Consider the following 19,200-nt stretch of genomic DNA (forward strand, 5'->3'; position numbering starts at 1 on the left):
CGCGCTGTTGAAGGAGTCGTTGGTGCGGCCGACGCTGCTCGAGATCTTCGTGGCGGACATCTCGGCGACGAATGAGCTGTCGAACGTCAAGCAGGTGACGAAGCTCGGGAAGGCGTCGTTCGCGCCGTTCATTCAGCCCGACAACAAGCACATCGTGTTCGCGTCGAACGTCGACGATCCGAAGGGGCGCGCGTTCGACGTCTACCGCGTCGAGATCGATCCGAAGACGAACGAGCCGAAGGCGGGTGCGCCGGAGCGCATCACGACGAATCCCTCGTTCGACGGCTTCCCGATGTTCTCGCCCGACGGCAAGAAGATCGTGTTCGCGTCGAATCGGAACGGCGCCGTCGAGGGCGAGACCAACGTGTTCATCGCCGACTGGGTGGAGTGACCGATGCTCGGATCCGCCGCGCTCTCCGTCGCCGCCGCCGTCGCCTCACTCGCGAGCGGGTCCACCGTCAACGTCGACGTCGACGCTTCGGAGATCTCGCGACGGATCGTGCACGCGAAGGTGTCGTTGCCCGCGAAGACGGGGCCGATGACGTTCACGTACCCGAAGTGGATCCCCGGGGACCACAGCCCCGACGGCACCATCGCCGGCGTCGTCAACATGCGCATCACGGCCGGCAAAGAGACGGTGGCGTGGACGCGTGATCCGGTGGAGATGTTCGCGTTCCACGTCGACGTTCCGCCGAAGGCCACATCGATCGAGATCGCGTTCGACTTCGTCACGCCTTCCGACGGCGGCACGTTGTCGGGCAGCAACATGGGGACGGAGAACGTCGGCGTCATCAACTTCAACCAGCTCGTGTTCGTGCCGGAGAACGCGAAGTCCGACGACGTCACCGTGAAGGCGCGCTTGACCGTCCCGAAGGGTTGGGGCGCGGGCACGGCGCTTCCGGGGACGCGCAAGGGCGACGTGTTCGACTTCGACGCCGCCTCCCTCACGACGTTCGTCGACTCGCCCGTGAACATGGGCCGGCACTTCAAGCGCTTCGTGCTCGACGACAAGCACGCGGTCTCCGTTGCGGCGGAGTCGGAGGCGGCGCTCGACGTGCCCACCGACGTCGTCACCGAGTGGCGTCAGCTCGTCGCCGAGGCAGGCGCGCTCTTCGGGGGCGCGCGTCATTACCGCCGCTATGAGTTTCTCGTGACGCTGTCGGACCACGTCGACTTCTTCGGTCTCGAGCATCATGAGTCGAGCGACAACCGTTTTGCAGAGCGCGGGCTCATCGACGACGACAAGCGCGCCTACTACGCGTCGTTGTTGCCGCACGAGTACGCGCACTCGTGGAACGGCAAGTTCCGTCGCCCGGCCGACCTGTGGACGCCAACCTTCGACATGCCCATGCAGGACGACCTGCTGTGGGTGTACGAAGGCCTCACCGACTACTGGTGCGGTGTGCTGACGGCTCGCGCCGGCTTGTGGGATGCCTCGCAGTACCGCGATTCGCTGGCCTCGATCGCCGCCGCGATGGCGCATCGCAGCGGTCGCGCCTGGCGCTCGCTGCAGGACACCGCCGATGCGGCGCCGCTGACCTACTTCGGCGGCGGCGGCTGGATCAGCTTCCGCCGCGGCACCGACTTCTATCCCGAAGGCCAGCTGCTGTGGCTGGACGTGGATACGCGCATCCGCGAGCTCAGCGGCAACAAGCGCTCGCTGGATGATTTCGCGCGGGCGTTCTACGGCATGGACAACGGCAGCTACGTCACCAAGACGTACACCTTCGACGACGTGGTGAACACGCTCAACCAGGTGCAGGCCAGCGACTGGGCCACCTTCCTGCATGACCGGCTCGACTACACCGGCAGCGAGCTGCCCGAGCACGGCATCGAGCGCGGCGGCTGGAAGCTGGTGTACACCGATACGCCCAACGCGATGGACAAGGCGATGGAGAAGGTGCGCCACGGCGTGAACCTGGCCTACTCGCTGGGCCTGTCCGCTGGCAGCAACGGCAATATCTACGACGTGCAGTGGGACGGTCCGGCGTTCAAGGCCGGGCTGGTGCCGGGGCTCGTCATCGTCGCCGTCAACAGCAAGGACTACTCGCCCGACGTGCTCAAGGACGCGGTCACTGCCGCCAAGGCGGGCGCGCCGATCGAGCTGCTGGTGAAGAACGACGAGCTCTACAGCACCTACCGCATCGACTATCACGACGGCCTCAAGTACCCGCACCTGGTGCGCGCCAAGGGCAGCGACCTGCTCGGCGACATCGCCACCGCACGCAAGTGATTCCCGAGGGCCGGCACCTCGCGCGCCGGCCGTTCCACCCCGACCCCAGCATCGAGGAGATGCCAATTTGAAAACCACCGTTCTCGCCACCGCCCTGCTTGCCGCCGGCCTTGGCCTGCTGGCCGCGCCCGTCCATGCCGATGACGTGCCGCCCGTGCAGGACACGCCGTACGCGCCCGGCACGCTGAAGATCCACGTCGACGCCACCGATGTCGCGCACCGCATTTTCCGTGTGCACGAGACGATTCCCGCGGCCGCCGGCCCGCTCACGCTGCTGTATCCGCAGTGGATCCCCGGTCACCACTCGCCGACCGGCCCGATCGACAAGTTCGCCGGCCTCACCGTCAAGGCCAACGGCAAGACGCTGGAGTGGACGCGTGATCCGCTCAACGTCTACGCCTTCCACGTGAACGTGCCCGAGGGCGCCAGCGCGGTCGACGTCGACTTCCAGTTTCTCAGCGCGCAGGAGCGCAGCCAGGGCCGCGTGATGATGACGCCGGAGATGCTCAGCCTGCAGTGGGATACCGTCTCGGTGTACCCGGCCGGCCACAACATCCGCATGATCGACGCCGACGCCAGCGTCACCCTGCCGGCCGGCTGGGAAGCCGCCACCGCGCTGGAACTCGAGTCCAAGAACGGCAACACGCTCGACTACAAGACCATCAGCTACAACGCGCTGATCGACTCGCCGATGCTCGCCGGCAAATACCACAAGCAGATCGACCTGGACCCGGGCGCCAAGGTGCCGGTGCACATGGACCTGTTCGCCGACGCGCCGAAGTACCTCGAGGCCACGCCCGAGCAGATCAAGCCGCACCGCGAGCTGATCCAGCAGATGTACAAGCTCTACGGCGCGCATCACTACGGCCACTACACCTTCCTCACCTCGCTCAGTGACAAGCTCGGCGGCATCGGCCTGGAGCACCACCAGTCCAGCGAGGACGGCGTCTCGGCCGACTACTTCACCGAGTGGAAGAAGAACGCGCTGTCGCGCGACCTGTTCTCGCACGAGTACAACCACTCCTGGGACGGCAAGTACCGCCGCGGCGCCGACCTCACCACGCCCAACTTCAACGTGCCGATGAGCAACACGTTGCTGTGGGTGTACGAGGGCCAGACCCAGTTCTGGGGCATGGTCATGGCCGCCCGCGCCGACCTGTGGACCGACGAGCAGGCCCGCGACATGTTCGCCTACGCCGCCGCCACCTACGACAAGGGCCGCCCGGGCCTGGCCAGCTGGCGCAACGTGCAGGACACCACCAACGATCCGACCATCGCCCAGCGCGCGCCGCTGCCGTACCGCAACTACCAGGCCAGCGAGGACTACTACGTCGCCGGCGCGATGATCTGGCTGGACGTGGACGCCAAGCTGCGTGAGCTCAGCGGCGGCAAGAACACCATCGACGACTTCGCCAAGGCCTTCTTCGGCATGAACAACGGCGATTGGAAGGTCAACACCTACACCTTCGAGGACGTGGTCAGCACGCTCAACAACATCAAGCCGTTCGACTGGGCCAGCTTCCTGCGCACCCGCCTGGACGGCCACGGCCCGCTGATCGGCGGCATCGCCGAGCACGGCTGGAAGCTCACCTACACCGACAAGCCCTCCGACGCGGTCAAGGCGATCGAAGCACGCCGCGGCAACGCCGACCTCACCTACTCGCTGGGCCTGTCGGTCGGCAAGGACGGCGGCATCAACGACGTGCTGTGGGATGGCCCCGCGTTCAAGGCCGGCGTCGGCCCCTCGATGAAGGTGGTGGCGGTCAACGGCACCGAGTACTCCGCCGACGCGCTCAAGGACGCCGTCACCGACGCGGCCAAGGACAAGAGCAAGCCGGTCGAGCTGCTGCTGAAAGGCTTCGACAGCTACAAGACCGTGCGCATCGACTACCACGACGGCCTGAAGTACCCGCACCTGGAGCGCATCGCCAGCAAGCCGGACACCTTGAGCAAGCTGCTCAAAGCACGCTGAGAGGCCGGCACGCCGCACGCCCTCTCCCCGTCGGGGAGAGGGTCGGGGTGAGGCGCGGAGCAGGGCGGGATTCACGGCCCTGCCTGCGCGTGACCCGCGGCACCTTCGCCGCCCGATCCTTTCGCAACTTCGCTATACTGCGCGTCCGCCGCACCCGGACACCGTCCGCACCGCGGCGAGCCGCAACACCATGCGCCCGTAGCTCAGCCGGATAGAGTAGTGGCTTCCGAAGCCATTGGTCGGGGGTTCGAATCCCTCCGGGCGCACCATTTCCTCATTGCACTCCACCGCCTGCGACCGGCTCGCGCTCAGTATGCGCAAAGCACGGGACGCACAATTTATGGCGGTGGGCAGCCCCTGACGTCTCCGATAATCTCGACGGCGGTATGCGCGTAGAAGCGCTGGTTCAGAAGGGGCATCGCCTGTGGCAGATCTGCTACCGGGTCTTTACGAACAGCTGGTAACGCTTGGATTAGCCGAGCGTTTGCAAGCTGTGGGTTCAAGTCGGGTGGTGGACTGCGGCGCGCTACACGATGACGAAGCCGCCGATCGTATTGCGCTCTATCTTGGCCGCTTGCTGCGCCAGGCAGTAGAGGCCTTGCCCGCTCGGCAGCGGGCGAGTCTTGGTATTGCTTTGGCGCGTGACGTGGTCGAGCTGCTCGAAGGCAGGCCGGCGAGTGGGGTCGATGCTTCGGATCGGCCGTTAGAAGCCGCCAAAGTGCTGCGAGCCTTGCTCGCCCTGCGCCCGGATGGTCAGCCCGCCGCGGTGGTGCTACCGGCAACGCCGCTGCTTGATACCACGCTGCTGACCAACGCTCCTGGCGAGCCTCGCGTCGGCTACCAGTTGGCGACGGAGATTCCCTCGGCAGACCGCATCGACGTGCTCATGGCCTTCGTGCGCCAGACCGGCATCCGCCCGATGCTCGATCTACTGCGCCGCCACTGCGAGCAGGGCCGGCACCTGCGCCTGCTCACCACCACTTATACCGGCTCCACTGAGCTGGCTGCGCTGCAGGCGCTCAAGGAGCTCGGTGCCGATATCCGTGTCTCGTACGACATCACCAGCACCAGGCTGCACGCCAAGGCGTGGCTGTTCCATCGCGCATCGGGCTACGACACGGCGTATATCGGCTCGTCCAATCTGACCCAGTCGGCCCAGGTTACGGGGCTGGAATGGAACGTGCGCGTGGCCGGCGCACGCAATCCCGACGTGATCGACAAGTTTGCGGCGGTGTTCGAAAGTTATTGGTGCCACGACGACTTTCGCTTGTTCGACGCAGATGAGTTTCGTGAGCTGACCCGTGCCAGCGCGCCCAACGGGCCGACCTACTATCTGAGCCCACTGGAGCTTCGCCCCGAGCCGTTTCAATCGCGACTGCTGGAGTTGGTGGCGCTCTCGCGCCTGCGCGGTTGGCATCGCAACCTGCTGGTTGCTGCCACCGGAACTGGCAAGACAGTCATGGCGGCACTTGACTACCAGCGATTGCGCGCACAGCTCCCGCGCGCCCGCCTTCTGTTTGTGGCGCACCGCAAGGAGATCCTTGCGCAGAGCCTCGCTACCTTCCGGCAGGCGCAGCGCGACGGAGCTTTTGGCGAGTTGTGGGTGGATGGCCAACGACCAACGCGTTTCGAGCACGTTTTCGCGTCGATTCAATCGCTCGCGGCGACTGGCCTGCGCGACCTGCCGCGCGATCACTTCGACGTGGTGGTGATCGACGAATTCCATCGCGCCGCTGCCAGTACCTATACCGCTTTGCTCGAACACCTCATCCCGCGAGAACTGCTTGGCCTGACCGCCACGCCAGAGCGCGGCGACGGCGAGCCGATCCTGCAATGGTTCGGCCATCGCATCGCCGCCGAGCTGAGGCTGTGGGATGCGATCGATCAGCAGCGGCTTTGCCCTTTCGCGTACTACGGCATCAGCGATGGCACCGACCTCAGTCGCATCAGCTGGCGCCGCGGACGTGGCTACGACATGGGCGAACTGGAAAACCTGCTGACCGCCAATGATGTGCTGGCGCGGCTGGTGATCCAGCGCGTGCTCGATATCGCGCCCGACCCGGCGCACATGCGTGCCCTGGGCTTCTGTGTATCGGTGAGGCATGCGTATTTCATGGCCAGGCATTTTGCCGCAGCGGGCATCGCCGCGGCCGCCGTGACCGGCGACACGCCCATGCAGGAGCGCGAGCAGGCGCTGCGTGATCTGCAGAGCGGCGTGCTGCGGGTGGTGTTCACCGTCGATCTGTTCAACGAGGGGGTGGACATACCCAGTGTCGACACCTTGCTGTTGCTACGCCCGACCGACAGCGCAACCCTCTTTCTGCAGCAGCTGGGGCGCGGGCTGCGCCGGTGCGACGGCAAGAGCGTCTGCACCGTGTTGGATTTCGTAGGGAGGCATCGCAAGGAGTTCCAGTTTCGGCGCCGGCTCGGGGCCTTGCTAGGCGGGAGCCGGACGCATCTCATGCGCCAGGTGGAAGCAGGATTCCCGTACCTGCCCAGCGGCTGCCACATGCAGCTCGACGCCGTGGCAGCAGCCGAGGTGCTGAAAAACCTGCGTGAGAGCTTGCCCAATACCTTCCATGCGCGTGCGGCGGAACTTCGCCGAGTGGCGGAAGACGGCGACCGTCCCACGCTGTCGCGCTTCATCGACACCTCAGGCATTCCACTGGAGGACATCTACGCAAACAGCCGTTGCTGGTCGGATCTGCTGGCTGAAGGTGGCGTTGCCACGCTGCCGCCGGGTCCTCATGAGCGCGTTTTGCGTCGCGCACTGGGCCGCCTGCTGCACATCGACGACGACGAGCGTATTGCGACGTGGCGGCGCTGGACTGGCTTGACCACGCCGCCTATTCCGGCGGCGCTTGCGCTGCGAGAGCGCCGCCTGCTGCACATGTTGCTGGCGCAGTTGTCCGAGAGTCTCCCGCCCGGCCTGGCGGCGCTGGAAGACTTGCTCGATATGATGTGGCGGCATCCACAGGTACTAGCCGAGCTGGATGAGTTGCTCGCCGTGCTGTCCCCCCGCATCAATCATCTTCAGCAGCCCCTGACCTGCCGGCCCGATGTGCCGCTGCAACTGCATGCGCGCTACACGCGACTGGAAATGCTCGCGGCCTTGGGGCCTGCGCAAGTGGTGGGCGTGCCGACCTGGCGGGAGGGCGTGCGGTGGTTGCCCGAAGAGCGTGCCGACCTGTTCGCTTTCACGCTGGACAAGTCGGGCGAACGCTTCTCGCCTACAACGCGATACCGCGACTACGCCATCAGCCCCAGCGTCATTCACTGGGAAAGTCAGTCGACAACCCGGGAAAGCAGCGAGACCGGGCTGCGCTATCAGCAGCACATCGACCGCGGCAGCGAGGTGCTGCTTTTCGCCCGCCTGCGGAATACGGACCGCGCATTCTGGTTCCTCGGTCCCGCTCGCTATCTCTCGCACAAAGGCGAACGGCCAATGGCAATCCAGTGGCAACTAGCCGTGCCATTGCCGGGTGATCTTTATACGCAATTCGCCGCAGCGGTCGCCTGACGATAGTGCCCACTGGCGCGAACCCATGCTTCGCATGCGCGAGGCCCCTTCGTGGGCCCGTAGTGGGAAACGCATGAGCCGAATAGGCAGTCCAATCGGCTCACATGCCGAGCCAAATGCCACGATTCGGCCCATCGACTTGCTCATGCAAATTCATCAGCCGGCGCAGGCACGGCTGAGCGATATGGCCGGCCATCGCCGATAGCGCGCAGGCGGAAAGCTAGCCCGGTGCACTGTGGCAGAACATCATCACCTGGTCGGCAATCGCGGGACGGGGCTGGCCCCCGTGTGCCTCTCGCTGGTGCGGCGCCTCATCGTGACCTCACGGGCGACGCGATTTGTCTTCAGCTCCGGCGATGCGCGCGCTCGCGGCAGTCGGCAGATGCCAGCCACGCCTCACCGCCAGCATGCGCAGGACGAAGCACGCCGCGGCACCAACACTCATGACTGCGACGGTGGACAGACCAAGCGCGGCGCCTGACACGACGATGACCGCGCCGACCAGCGCCGCCACGGCGTACAGGTCGGCGCGCAGCACCATGGGCACGTCGGCCAGCAGCAGGTCGCGCATCATGCCGCCGCCGATACCGGTCAGCATGCCGAGCAGGGCGGCCATCACCGGGTGCAGTCCGAACGCGAGGGCCTTGTGTGCGCCGGTGACGGTGAACAGCGCCAGGCCGGCGGCGTCGAACATGCGTACCGGGTAATGCAGACGCTCGATGAGGTGTGCCCAGCGAAACGTGACCACGCCGGCGGCCATGGCCACGGCGAGATAGCGCCAGTCGCTGACCGCCACCGGGGGCACCGCGCCAATCAGCAGGTCGCGCGCGATGCCGCCGGCATTGGCGGCGGCGAATGCCAGCACGAGCACGCCGAACAGATCGAGCTGGCGTCGGGTGGCCGCCAGCGCGCCGCTGAGCGCGAACACGAACGTGCCGGCGAGGTTGGCGATCATCAGGACCAGCTGGTGGGTCTGCATGGGCATGTCCACGGGAGTGGCTGGTGGATCGGTGCGCCGTCGGTCGTGGGCCTACCGCGGGCGCAGCGGTCGCGAACCGCGGCGGCCATGACCGGTCAGGACGCGATCGACCACGCCACGCTGCCGCCGGCGCGCAGCGGCACGCACACGCTGTCGCCCAGCGGCACGCTGTCGGGCACGGTCCACGGCGTGCGCTCCAGCACCAGCCGTTCGGTGTTGCGCGGCAGGCGGTAGAAGTCGGGGCCGTGGAAGCTGGCGAAGCCTTCGAGGTTCTCCAGCTTGCCCGCCTCGTCGAACGCTTCGGCATATAGCTCGATCGCTGCGTGCGCGGTGAAGATGCCGGCGCAGCCGCAGTCGGCCAGCTTGGCCTCGCGCGGATGCGGTGCGCTGTCGGTGCCGAGGAAGAAGCGGGCGTCGCCACCGGTGGCCGCGGCCAGCAGCGCCTGGCGGTGCTGTTCGCGCTTGAGCACCGGTGCGCAGTAGTGGTGCGGGCGCACGCCGCCGTCGAACAGCGCGTTGCGGTTGAGCAGCAGGTGGTGGACGGTGATGGTGGCGGCCACGTTGCTGGCTTGCGCCTGCACGAACTGCACGGCGTCGGCCGTGGTGATGTGCTCGAACACCACGTGCAGGTTCGGGAAGCGCGCGCGCAGCGGCACCATGTGGCGGTCGATGAAGGTCTTCTCGCGGTCGAACACGTCCACCGCGTGATCGGTGACTTCGCCGTGCACCAGCAGCGGCAGGTCGACCTGTTCCATCGCCTCCAGCACCGGGTACACGGTGGACAGATCCGACACGCCGGCGGCCGAGTTGGTGGTGGCGCCCTGCGGGTAGAACTTCACGCCGAACACCTTGCCGCTGGCCTTGGCCGCGAAGATTTCCTGCGGCGTGGTCTGGCGGGTGAGGTAGAGCGTCATCAGCGGCTCGAACGTCATGCCCGCGGGCACCGCGGCGAGGATGCGCTCGCGGTAGGCCAGCGCCTGCGCCACGGTGGTCACCGGCGGCTTGAGGTTGGGCATCACGATGGCGCGGGCGAACTGGCGCGCGGTGTGGCCGACCACCGAGGCCAGCGCCTCGCCATCGCGCAGGTGAAGGTGCCAGTCGTCGGGGCGGACGATGTCCAGTCGGTCCGTGCTCATGGGCCGTTCCTCGTGCAGGGATGGGGAATCAAAGACGCATAGTGTCCCGCGTCCGGCGCAAAAAGTCCGGCGGGTGCGTCAGGGGTTGCAGGCGTCGCAGTGCGCGGGGTCGGCCGGACCGTCGTTGCGCAGGCGTCGTTCGACCAGGCCGCAGCCGGCGCAGCGCCGCTCGTCGGCCAGCACCTGGCCGGTCGGCGCGCCGCACCCGCCGCAGGGTCGGCCGGGCAGGCGGGCACTGATGACGTAGCCCGGTCGATCGCAGGCCGGGCAGTGGCTATACCAGGCACGCAGCAGGTCCAGCGTGGCGCGGCGAATGCAGCGCATGCGATGCGGGTTGCGGTGCGCGCGCATGTCGGTTTCCAGCGACGCCACGCCGCTCACGGCGAGAGCGCGGCGCACCGCGGCAAGCAAGCTTTCGTCGTCGTGCGCGTCCTTGGCCAGCGCCACGGCGGGTGAGGGCTGGCCGTCCGCCACACCCATCACGATCACGCCCTGGCGGGGAAAACCCACGCGTGCGGCAAACGCCCGCGCGTCTTCGACGTGGTGGACCTGCGCGTGGACGACATGCCGCGCGGGCGCTTCGTGTTGGCCGACCAGCTCCAGCCCGCTGGCGCGGTCCACCAGCACCACCCGCTCACTGCCCCACGCCAGGAACGGCACCACCGGATGCGGCCCGAAGCTGCCCTCGCTGGCCAGTCCGAGCCGCGCCTCGGCGACACGCTCGAAGCCGGCGGCGATCTTTGCCCGCGCCGTCTCCAGCGGCGTGCCGGTGCGCGCGACGTCGCGGCTGAAGGTGCCGAAGCGGTCGGTGTCGAACGCCTCCGGTACCACCACGTGCACGCCCAGGAAGCGCGAGAGCAGCGGCGCGATGGCGCGCTCCTTGCCGTGCATGGTGGCCAGCACGGCGATCTCGCCGCGCAGCGAAGGCACCGCGCCATCCATCAGAAATAGCCCTCGAGCTTGTGCTGTTCGAGGCTGCCGCCGCCCTCGCGATCGGCCAGCCGGCCCTGGCGCTCCGAGCCGCTGGCGCGCGCGGTCTCGGCGATCACCGCGCGCAGGTCGCGCGCGTCCGAGGCGATCGCCGCGGTCACCGGCCAGCAGCCCAGCGTGCGGAAGCGCACCGGGCGCTGCGTGACGGTCTCGCCCGGTGCCAGCTGCATCCGCGCCGGGTCGTCCACCACCAGCAGGCCGCCGTCGCGCTTGACCACCGGGCGCGGCGCGGCGAAATACAGCGGCGCCAGCGGCAGTTCGCGGCGCAGCGCGTAGCACCAGATGTCCATCTCGGTCCAGTTGGACAGGGGGTAGGCGCGCAGCGACTGCCCCGGCGCGAGCCGCGTGTTGTAGAGGTTCCACAGCTCCGGCCGCTGCTGGCGCGGGTTCCACGCGTGGCTGGCGCTGCGCACCGAGAACACGCGCTCCTTGGCGCGGGTGCGCTCCTCGTCGCGTCGCGCGCCGCCGAACACCACATCGTGCCGTCCGCGATCCAGCGCCTGCTTCAGCGCGTCGGTGCGCATCGCGGTGGTGTAGGCGTCGCCGTGGTCGAACGGGTTGATGCCCGCGGCGCGCCCGGCCTCGTTGGCGTACACGTGCAGCTGGAAGCGGTGCGCCCGCGCGAACGCATCGCGGAACGCCAGCAGCTCGCGGAACTCCCAGGTGGAATCGACGTGCAGCAGCGGCATCGGCGGCGGCGCAGGATGGAACGCGCGCACCGCGAGGTGGGCCAGCACGGTGGAATCCTTGCCCGCGGAAAACAGCAGCACCGGCCGCTGCGCCTGCGCCACGCCCTCGCGCAGGATGTGGATCGCTTCGTTCTCCAGCGCGTCGAGGTGGCCGCCCAACCTGCGCACGCCGGCCGGGTTCATGCAAAGCGCTCCCAGCGGCCGCCGGCGCCGCGGCGCTGCAGGCCGTCGCCGCCGGGCGGCAGCGCGAACAGGTGCAGCCAGCCGTGCTCGACCAGCTCGCGCACGCCGGCCTGCTTGTCCAGCACGCGTTCGATCGCCTCGACCGGCGCGGCCAGCACCGCGGTGAGCCGGCGCGGTTCGTGCACCAGCGCGGTGCCGTCGGAGACCGACTGCCAGGGCAGGCCGCTGCGCAGGTGGCCGCCGGCACCCTCCATCACACCGACGCCGGCGACCACGTTGTGCAGCGTCTTGTTGCCGCTGCCGAAGGCGTTGTTGTCCACGCTGGAGGCGTAGTACTGCAGGTTGATCCAGCTGGCGACCACCATCGGCGCGCTCATGATCTGCTCCAGCACGCGGCCCTCGGGGTCCTGTTCCCACACGTAGCTGTGCAGGAACACGCGGCCGCTCAGGTCGAGCGTGCGGGTGGCCTGGCGCGGCGCGGCGATGAAGGCGGCGCAGCCGGCCACGCCCCATTCCGGCCGCGGCTGGCTCCAGTCCTGGCTGCGCGCGAGCAGGGCGCGCAGGCCCTCGGGAGAAGCGTCCAGCCCCAGCCGGGCGGCGCGCTCGGTGCGGGTGCGCGCGCCGGCCTCGGCCAGCGCCTGCTCGAGCCGCGCGAGGTCGTCGGCGTGGCTGGCCGGCACGTCGTCGCGGTCGTACACGGTGAGCGCGTCGGTAGTGGTGTCGTGCAGGCCAGCCACGAACACGGTGTCGGCGGGAATCGCGATGCCGCGGGCGGCGAGGCCTTGGCGCACCGCCGGGTCGTTGAGCACGCGCGCGGCCAGCCGCGCGTTCGCCTCGCCGCTGTGGCCGCCGCAGGCGCCGCAGTCCAGCCCGCTGGCGTAGGGGTTGTTGGTGCTGCTGGCGCCGTGGCCGGCCAGCAGCACCAGCCGGGCGAAGCGCTCGGTGAGCGACATGCCGCGCAGCAAGTTGGTGGCCAGTTCCAGCCGCAGCTCCGGCGGCGGCAGGGTCGATTCCATGTCGTCGCGGCAGCGTCCGTGCGGCGCATGCCGGGCCAGCCCGAAGCCGTCCAGCAGCAGCCGCGCGGCGTAGATCAGGCCCAGGCTTTCGACGAAGGCGAACGAGGCCACCGCCGCGCGCTTGAACGCCTGCCAGCCGGCGGCGCGCAGGCTGCGCGTGCGCTGCTGCGCCAGCCGTGCCGCGCGTGCGCCGTCGGAGCTGCGCTTGGGCTGTTCGTGCACGGTCAGCGGCGGCGCAAGCAGCGCCGGACACTGCGCGCGGCCCGCGTCGTGGCCAAACGGCACGTAGCTCACCGGCATGCCGAAGAAGCCGGCGAAGCCCAGCGTCTCGGCGCCCGGCAGGCTGCCTTCCAGCGCCCGGCGGAATACTTCCGAGCGCACGTCGATGCAGAACACCGCCTGCACCGGCGCGCGCAGCGCGGGCTCGGTTGCCGGCTCGCCGGTTGCCGCCAGCTTCGCCGCCAGCGGGCGCTGCCAGGCGACCTCGTAGGCGCGCTGGGCGATCTCGTCCACCACGAACGCGCGTTGGCGGCGCGGGTCGCGGCCGTGTTCGATGAATCGTTCGCGGGCACCGGCCCAGGCCGCGGCCAGCCGCCCGCCACCGAGGCGCAGCGCCAGCAGCTCCCACGCCAGCCGCACGGCGAGCAGTTCGGCCAGCTCGCTGCCGGTGTCGCCGCGCAGCTCGTCCTGCCAGTCGCGATAGCGCGCGTGGCCGGCCCAGCCGCCGAGCGTGGCCAGCAGGCGCTGGAAGTACAGCGGCAGGCCCGCTGCCGGCAGCGCCAACGCGGTGGCTGCTTCGGCGATCAGCGCGTCGGCGTCGGCCGGCAGCGTGCGTACCGCGGCGCGGAAGCCCGGCCAGCCCTCGGCCTCGGGGCGGCGGTCGCGCTGTGCCTGCTCGCGCCACGCTGCGTAGGGGCGCAGCCCGCGCCAGGGCGAGGCCCACATCGCCTGGCCCTGGTCGTAGTGCGCGGCCGCCCACTGCGCGAGCTGGGCATCGGCCAGTGCTTCGTCGTCCCGGCGGTGGACCTTCGTCGCGAGCGACAGCACGGTAGGCAGCGCGTCACTCGAGGGCTCATGCGGTTCAGCGAGGTGGTGCTTGAGCTCGGCCACGTCGGCCGGCCGCAGCGGGCCGGGCGCGGTCTGGGCCAGCGCGTCGGCAAGGTCGGCGTCGGTGATCTCGCCGCGGGCGATCGCCTGGGCATGGACGCGCCGCGCCGGCGTGACGCGGGCGCCCTCGGTGGCGGCGACCCGCTGCGCCGCTTCGGCGAAGGGCAGGTCGGTGAGGCCGAGGAAGGGATTCACCGCAACGAAGTGGGCGAGCGGCCACAGCGGGGCGACCCGGCGGCAGGCCTGCGCGACGGCGGCCTGCAGGGTTGGCGCTGCGGGAGCGGCGGCAGCGTCATGTTCGGCAGGAAGCAGGACGGCGTTCATCGGCGGGCCTCCACGGCGGGGACGGTGGGAGTGGGCGCGCGGTTCTCCAGCCGATGCCACAGGAAGGCATCGACATAGAGGCCCTGCGCCAGATGCACGTAGGCGGTGCGCCAGCCGCGTCGCGCCTGCAGCGTCTCGGGCATCAGCTGCACCAGCGCGATGGCGGCGAAGGCCAGCAGGGTGGGGCCGAGAATTGCCCAGGTAATCCAGCTCGCCGCCGGCGCGGCGGGCACGCTGCCGGCCAGCGCCGCGCCGGCCACCGCGTGCAGCGCGGCATAGGCGAGCATGGCGAAGGCGGCGAGCACGAGCCCCCGCACGAGGTTGGCGGTCGGCTGCCGTGCCGGCGTGGCGCGCGCCAGCAGCAGGCCGGCGCCGATTGCCACCAGCAGGCCGAGCGCGCCGATGGCCGCCGGCTGCGGATCGATGCGCTCCATCAGCGGGCGCAGCGCGAGATACAGCCCGATCGCCAGCACCGGGCCAAGCGCCCGCACCGGACCACCGGCGGCCGGCGCGGCGGCCCGGCGGCGGGCCACCGCGTCCACCGCGGTGCCGGAGGCAAGAAAGCCGTGCGCCTTGTAGAACGAGTGGGCCAGCAGGTGCAGCAGTGCCAGCGGAAAGGCACCCAGCCCGCACTCGAGCAGCATCAGGCCCATCTGGGCGATGGTCGACCAGGCCAGCGAGGCCTTGATGCTGGTCTGGGTCAGCATCACCAGCGAGCCGTAGACGGCAGTGATCGCGCCGATCGCCGCCAGCAGGTGCATTGCCGCGGGCACCGCCACCAGCACCTCGGCGAAGCGGATCGCCAGGAAGCCGCCGCCGTTGATGATGCCTGCGTGCAGCAGCGCCGAGACCGGCGTGGGCGTGTCGATGATGTCCGGCAGCCAGCCGTGGGCGGGAAACTGGGCCGACTTCAGCGCGGCGGCCAGCACCAGCAGCACCGCGGCCGCCGGCACCGCCGCGCCGGCAGCCGCGCCGTCGCGCACCTGGGCCAGCACCGTGACGAGGTCGGCGCTGCGGCCGGTCCAGGCGAGCAGGGCGAAGGCGCCGAGCAGGCAGGCGTCGCCGGTGCGCGCCACGATGAACTTGCGGCCGGCCGCGCGCACCGCAGCGGCGCGCTCGGGGTAGAACAGCAGCAGCCGGTGCAGCGCCAGGCTGGTGGCGATCCACGCGGCGGCGAGCAGGGCGAGGTTGCCGGCCAGCACCAGGGTCATCACCGCGGCCAGCGTCAGGCACAGCTCGGCGGCGAACAGGCCGCGGCGCGGATCACCGTCGAGGTAGTGGCGGCTGTAGCGCAGCACGATCGTCCCGATGAACGACACCAGCGCGAACAGGCTGGCGCTGAGCACGTCCACCCGCACGGACAGCCCGGCGCCGTGCCAGGCGAGCAGCGAAGCGGATTGCGGCCCGCGCAGCAGCGCCAGCACCAGCGCCCCCAGCGCCAGCACCAGCGACAGGGCCCCGGCCGCGCCGCTGGCCGACCACGGCACGCGAGCGCGCCCGGTGGGATCGCGCATCGCCATCCATGCGGCGAGCACGAACGCGGCAGGACCGAGCAGGACGAGCAGGGCGGGCGGGAAAGGCATGGCGGTTCCAGTGGCTGGGGCGGCGGAACCTTAACGGAGCGCGTTCATTCCTTAAAATTCATAATATGGAGCAGATCGATTCATGAAAGAGAACGCCTATGGCCGCGCTCAACTACAACCACCTGCGCTACTTCTGGGCCGTCGCCCATGAGGGAAACCTCACCCGCACCGCCGAGAAGCTGCACGTGTCGCAGTCGGCGCTGTCGATCCAGATCCGCAAGCTGGAGGGCCAGCTCGGCCATCCGCTGTTCGAGCGCACCGGCAAGCAACTGGTGCTGACCGAGGCCGGCCGCATCGCGCTGGAACACGCCGACGCCATCTTCAGCGCCGGCGGCGAGCTGCTGAGCATGCTCGGCAACCGGCCCGGCACGCGTCGGCAGATCCTGCGCGTGGGCGCCCTGGCCACGCTCTCGCGCAACTTCCAGATGGCCTTCCTGCGACCGCTGCTCAAGCGCGACGACGTCGAACTGGTGCTGCGTTCGGGCACCACCACCGAGCTGCTGCACGCGCTGGAATCGCATCGGCTGGACGTGGTGCTGATCAACATGCCGCCGCTGCGCGATGCGGGCACGCCGTGGATCTCCCACCCCATCGCGGAGCAGCCGGTGAGCCTGATCGGCGCCGCCGCGCACGCCGGCAGCGGGCGCGGGCTGGAAGAGCTGCTGACGAGCGAACCGCTGGTGCTGCCCACGCTGGAGAGCAGCATCCGGATCGGTTTCGACGCCGTGATCGACCGGCTCGGGCTGCGCGTGCGCATTGCCGCCGAGGTGGAGGACATGGCGATGATGCGACTGCTCGCCCGCGAGGGCATCGGGCTGGCGGTGGTGCCGCCGATCGTGGTGCGCGACGAGCTCGCCGCCGGCACCCTGGTGGAGCTGGCGCAGCTGCCCGAACTGAGCGAGACCTTTTTTGCGGTGACGCTGAGCCGCCGTTTTCCCAACCCGCTGGCGCGCGAGCTGATCGCCTCGTTCTCGCCCACGCCGCATGACGACGCAGGCTAGTACGCCAGCGCGTCAAACCGGCCACGAAAAAGGGCGGCATCGTTGCCGATGCCGCCCCGGTGCCCGCGGACGAACCGCCAGGCGCTCCTGAGATCGGAAGCGGTGCTACACGCGCGGCCCGCGGCGGAAGCCGCCGAAGATCAGCGACAGCACGAACAGCACCAGGAACACCACGAACAGGATCTTGGCGATGCTGGCGGCGCCTGCCGCGATGCCGGTGAAACCGAACACGGCGGCGATCAGTGCAATGACGAGAAAGACAATGGCGTAGTGAAGCATGGGGATATCTCCTGGCTGCCGGACGACGCCCGTGGGCGCCGGGCGGGGGTTAGTGACGAAGACTCTTTTCGAACTCGCGAACCTGGGCGTCGGCCTCGTCGCGGGCAATGCCGTAGCGCTCCTGCACCTTGCCGGCGAGATATTCGGAGTTGCCTTCGGCAACCTTCAGGTCGTCGTCGGTCAGCTTGCCCCACTTCTGCTTCATGGTGCCGCCGAGCTGCTTCCACTGGCCTTTGATGGTGTCTTGATTCATGGCGCGTACCTCATGGGGTGGGGGAGACGCGCACCGGGGTGCCGCGTTCGGTGCCGATTGCATCCCTCGCGTCGTGAACGCGGTGTGCGGGAACACGCAGTGGCGCGGGGCGCGGTTCACGCAGGTGCAGGACGCGCTCACCGGCCCTTCGCGCGCAGTGCACGGCCGCGCCGACGGTGGCTGCATGCGCAAGAAAAAAGGGCGCCTCGCGGCGCCCTCTTTTTTCACGTGCTGCCGATCCCGGATCAGCTGGAGGCCTTCACCTCGAACGCCTGCGTGGACACCGGCTTACCGTCCAGCGCGATCTCCACCTTGTACTTGCCCTCGGGCCAGTTGTGCGGATTCTGGATCTTGAACGTGGTGACGGCGGGGCCGCGGGTGGCGATCGACTGGCTGATCGCGCTGACCAGCTGGTCCTTGCCCTCGACGTAGCTCCAGCGCGCACTGAGCGTGGCGCCATCGGTGACACCGCGCGTCTGCACGCTGGCATAGATCGCGTTCTGCGAGGCCGGGATGGTGTCCTTGGGCTTGCTGACCGTGTGCGCCGCGGTGACCGCATCGCCCACCACCACCTTGTCGATGGCGAACGCGGTGTCCGCGGGAGCGGCCGTGGCGGCACTGGCGCTGGTGCCGGCACGGGCCGGCGCCATGCTGGTGGTGGCCGGGGCGGGCAGCGCCGCGGTGCCGGCGGCCGCGGGAGCCGTGCTGGCCGGCGCAGGCGTGACCGGCGCCATCGGCGTGGCCGGGGTGTTGGTCGTCGGCGTGGCCGCGGTGCTGGCACCGGCGGGCGCCGTGGTCACGGCGTCGTCGTGCTTGCCGCAGGCGCTGAGCATCAGCAGGCCGCTGGCGGCGAGGCTGCACAGGAGAAGGGGGCGAGCGGACGTTTTCATGGGGGCATTCCGTCTTCGAAAGCGGGGAGGGGACACCATCCCTGGCGCTGCACAACGCGTGGGGACGCGAGGCAGGCGAGAAGGCTAGCGCCGACCGTCTGAAGCCCTGATTACCGGCCGCTTCCGCGGCCCGGCGAGCGTCCGCGGCGGGCGGCTACTGGCGCGCGCCGCGCAGGTTGACCGGCACCTCGCCGCTACTGCTGCGGAACGGGTTGATGTCCAGCCCGCCGCGACGCGTGTAGCGGGCATAGACGCTCAGCTGCTCCGGCGCACAGCGCGCCATCACGTCGGCGTAGATGCGCTCCACGCACTGCTCGTGGAACTCGTTGTGGGTGCGGAATGACACCAGGTAACGCAGCAGTCCTTCGCGGTCGATCGGACGGCCGCGGTAGCGGATCTGCACGCTGCCCCAGTCCGGCTGCCCGGTCACCGGGCAGTTGGAGCGCAGCAGGTCCGACACCAGCGCCTCGTCCAGCGGATCAGCGCCCCGCGTGCGCAGGTAGTCCGGCCGCGGTGGGCCGTAGTGGTCGATGTCGAGCGCCTGCTCGTCCAGCGAATGGCCGTCCAGATCGCGGATCGCATGCACCACGCTCGAGGGCAGGCTCAACTCCGCGACAACCGGCGCACCGGCGGCGGCGGAAAGGTCGCGCTCGAGCGTGGCGATCAGCTGCGAGGCATCGGCCATGCGCTCCTGCGCAAAGCCGTTGAGGTAGAGCTTGAACGACTTCGACTCGATGATGTTCGGCGAGCGCGCCGGCACCCGGAACTCGGCGATGGCCGCCACCGGCTTGCCGCGCGCATCCAGCCAGGAAAATTCGTACGCGTTCCAGATGTCCACGCCGTGGAACGGCAGCGGCTCGGTCACGCCGATCTCCGCGCGCTTGGCCGCGCGCGGTATCGGAAACAGCAGCGAAGGGTCGTAGCGGTCGGCGTAGACGGTGGCCTTGCCGAGCTGGGAATCGTCTGGCGTGTTCATCGGCCCAGTGTAACGGCTGCCGCAGACCATGCTGCGGCGCACCAGGCGCTGCGGCGGCGGGCACAACGA

Annotated in this window: 15 protein-coding genes and 1 tRNA gene; 6 read left to right on the forward strand and 10 right to left on the reverse strand. The window is 69.3% G+C overall.

What is annotated here, in order from left to right; genetic code table 11:
- From VFG40_RS05955 to VFG40_RS05975, 5 genes are all read left to right on the forward strand, one after another.
- Positions 1-391: TolB family protein (locus VFG40_RS05955; protein WP_324895913.1), on the forward strand; the 391-nt coding region annotated here is incomplete at its 5' end.
- A 3-nt stretch (positions 392-394) separates the two neighbouring features.
- A complete protein-coding gene (locus tag VFG40_RS05960) occupies positions 395-2,233 on the forward strand; it encodes a M61 family metallopeptidase (protein WP_324895914.1) in 1,839 nt (612 codons plus the stop codon).
- Between the two features lie 67 nt (positions 2,234-2,300).
- A complete protein-coding gene (locus VFG40_RS05965; RefSeq protein WP_414649255.1) occupies positions 2,301-4,205 on the forward strand; it encodes a M61 family metallopeptidase in 1,905 nt (634 codons plus the stop codon).
- Positions 4,206-4,397: 192 nt separating this feature from the next.
- Positions 4,398-4,474: transfer RNA gene (locus tag VFG40_RS05970), tRNA-Arg, on the forward strand.
- A gap of 155 nt (positions 4,475-4,629) precedes the next feature.
- On the forward strand, positions 4,630-7,725 hold the full coding sequence (locus VFG40_RS05975) for a DUF3427 domain-containing protein (RefSeq protein ID WP_324895916.1): 3,096 nt from the start codon (positions 4,630-4,632) through the stop codon (positions 7,723-7,725).
- A 322-nt stretch (positions 7,726-8,047) separates the two neighbouring features.
- Here the strand turns inward: VFG40_RS05975 and VFG40_RS05980 are convergent, their stop codons facing one another.
- The 6 genes from VFG40_RS05980 to VFG40_RS06005 form a co-directional block, all read right to left on the reverse strand.
- Positions 8,048-8,704, reverse strand: coding sequence for a trimeric intracellular cation channel family protein (locus tag VFG40_RS05980; RefSeq protein ID WP_324895918.1), 657 nt, complete (start codon positions 8,702-8,704; stop codon positions 8,048-8,050).
- A gap of 95 nt (positions 8,705-8,799) precedes the next feature.
- The gene (pyrC, locus tag VFG40_RS05985; protein ID WP_324895920.1) at positions 8,800-9,840 is read right to left on the reverse strand and encodes a dihydroorotase; all 1,041 of its coding nucleotides are present in this window, start codon (positions 9,838-9,840) and stop codon (positions 8,800-8,802) included.
- A 78-nt stretch (positions 9,841-9,918) separates the two neighbouring features.
- A complete protein-coding gene (locus VFG40_RS05990) occupies positions 9,919-10,770 on the reverse strand; it encodes a DUF6671 family protein (RefSeq protein ID WP_324895922.1) in 852 nt (283 codons plus the stop codon).
- An 11-nt stretch (positions 10,771-10,781) separates the two neighbouring features.
- Positions 10,782-11,702, reverse strand: coding sequence for a sulfate adenylyltransferase subunit CysD (gene cysD / locus VFG40_RS05995; protein WP_324895924.1), 921 nt, complete (start codon positions 11,700-11,702; stop codon positions 10,782-10,784).
- A complete protein-coding gene (locus VFG40_RS06000; protein ID WP_324895926.1) occupies positions 11,699-14,149 on the reverse strand; it encodes a YbcC family protein in 2,451 nt (816 codons plus the stop codon). Before VFG40_RS06000 ends, cysD begins: the two co-directional genes overlap by 4 nt.
- Positions 14,146-15,732 carry a proton-conducting transporter transmembrane domain-containing protein gene (locus tag VFG40_RS06005; protein ID WP_324895928.1) on the reverse strand — a complete coding sequence of 529 codons (1,587 nt, stop codon included), beginning with the start codon at positions 15,730-15,732 and terminating at the stop codon, positions 14,146-14,148. Before VFG40_RS06005 ends, VFG40_RS06000 begins: the two co-directional genes overlap by 4 nt.
- Before the next feature lie 98 nt (positions 15,733-15,830).
- Between VFG40_RS06005 and VFG40_RS06010 the strand changes: the two genes are divergently transcribed.
- Entirely contained in the window at positions 15,831-16,733 is a 903-nt protein-coding gene (locus tag VFG40_RS06010; RefSeq protein WP_324895930.1) for a LysR family transcriptional regulator, read from the forward strand.
- Between the two features lie 105 nt (positions 16,734-16,838).
- On the opposite strand, the gene VFG40_RS06015 is transcribed toward VFG40_RS06010, so the two are convergent.
- From VFG40_RS06015 to queF, 4 genes are all read right to left on the reverse strand, one after another.
- Positions 16,839-17,012 carry a DUF1328 domain-containing protein gene (locus tag VFG40_RS06015; RefSeq protein WP_324895932.1) on the reverse strand — a complete coding sequence of 58 codons (174 nt, stop codon included), beginning with the start codon at positions 17,010-17,012 and terminating at the stop codon, positions 16,839-16,841.
- Positions 17,013-17,061: 49 nt separating this feature from the next.
- A complete protein-coding gene (locus tag VFG40_RS06020; RefSeq protein WP_324895934.1) occupies positions 17,062-17,265 on the reverse strand; it encodes a CsbD family protein in 204 nt (67 codons plus the stop codon).
- Between the two features lie 245 nt (positions 17,266-17,510).
- The gene (locus VFG40_RS06025; protein ID WP_324895936.1) at positions 17,511-18,155 is read right to left on the reverse strand and encodes a hypothetical protein; all 645 of its coding nucleotides are present in this window, start codon (positions 18,153-18,155) and stop codon (positions 17,511-17,513) included.
- Between the two features lie 154 nt (positions 18,156-18,309).
- Positions 18,310-19,131: an NADPH-dependent 7-cyano-7-deazaguanine reductase QueF gene (queF, locus tag VFG40_RS06030; RefSeq protein ID WP_324895938.1), complete on the reverse strand. Its 822-nt coding sequence runs from the start codon at positions 19,129-19,131 to the stop codon at positions 18,310-18,312.
- Positions 19,132-19,200: the final 69 nt, after the last annotated feature.

The organism is Dyella sp., from assembly GCF_035685805.1.
Taxonomy (GTDB): Bacteria; Pseudomonadota; Gammaproteobacteria; order Xanthomonadales; family Rhodanobacteraceae; genus Dyella_A.

Coding starts and splice junctions, on each gene's coding strand:
- VFG40_RS05960 (WP_324895914.1), top strand. CDS start 395: ATGCTCGGATCCGCCGCGCTCTCCGTCGCCGCCGCCGTCGCCTCACTC.
- VFG40_RS05980 (WP_324895918.1), bottom strand. CDS start 8,704: ATGCAGACCCACCAGCTGGTCCTGATGATCGCCAACCTCGCCGGCACG.
- pyrC (WP_324895920.1), bottom strand. CDS start 9,840: ATGAGCACGGACCGACTGGACATCGTCCGCCCCGACGACTGGCACCTT.
- cysD (WP_324895924.1), bottom strand. CDS start 11,702: ATGAACCCGGCCGGCGTGCGCAGGTTGGGCGGCCACCTCGACGCGCTG.
- VFG40_RS06000 (WP_324895926.1), bottom strand. CDS start 14,149: ATGAACGCCGTCCTGCTTCCTGCCGAACATGACGCTGCCGCCGCTCCC.
- VFG40_RS06005 (WP_324895928.1), bottom strand. CDS start 15,732: ATGCCTTTCCCGCCCGCCCTGCTCGTCCTGCTCGGTCCTGCCGCGTTC.
- VFG40_RS06010 (WP_324895930.1), top strand. CDS start 15,831: ATGGCCGCGCTCAACTACAACCACCTGCGCTACTTCTGGGCCGTCGCC.
- VFG40_RS06015 (WP_324895932.1), bottom strand. CDS start 17,012: ATGCTTCACTACGCCATTGTCTTTCTCGTCATTGCACTGATCGCCGCC.
- VFG40_RS06020 (WP_324895934.1), bottom strand. CDS start 17,265: ATGAATCAAGACACCATCAAAGGCCAGTGGAAGCAGCTCGGCGGCACC.
- VFG40_RS06025 (WP_324895936.1), bottom strand. CDS start 18,155: ATGAAAACGTCCGCTCGCCCCCTTCTCCTGTGCAGCCTCGCCGCCAGC.
- queF (WP_324895938.1), bottom strand. CDS start 19,131: ATGAACACGCCAGACGATTCCCAGCTCGGCAAGGCCACCGTCTACGCC.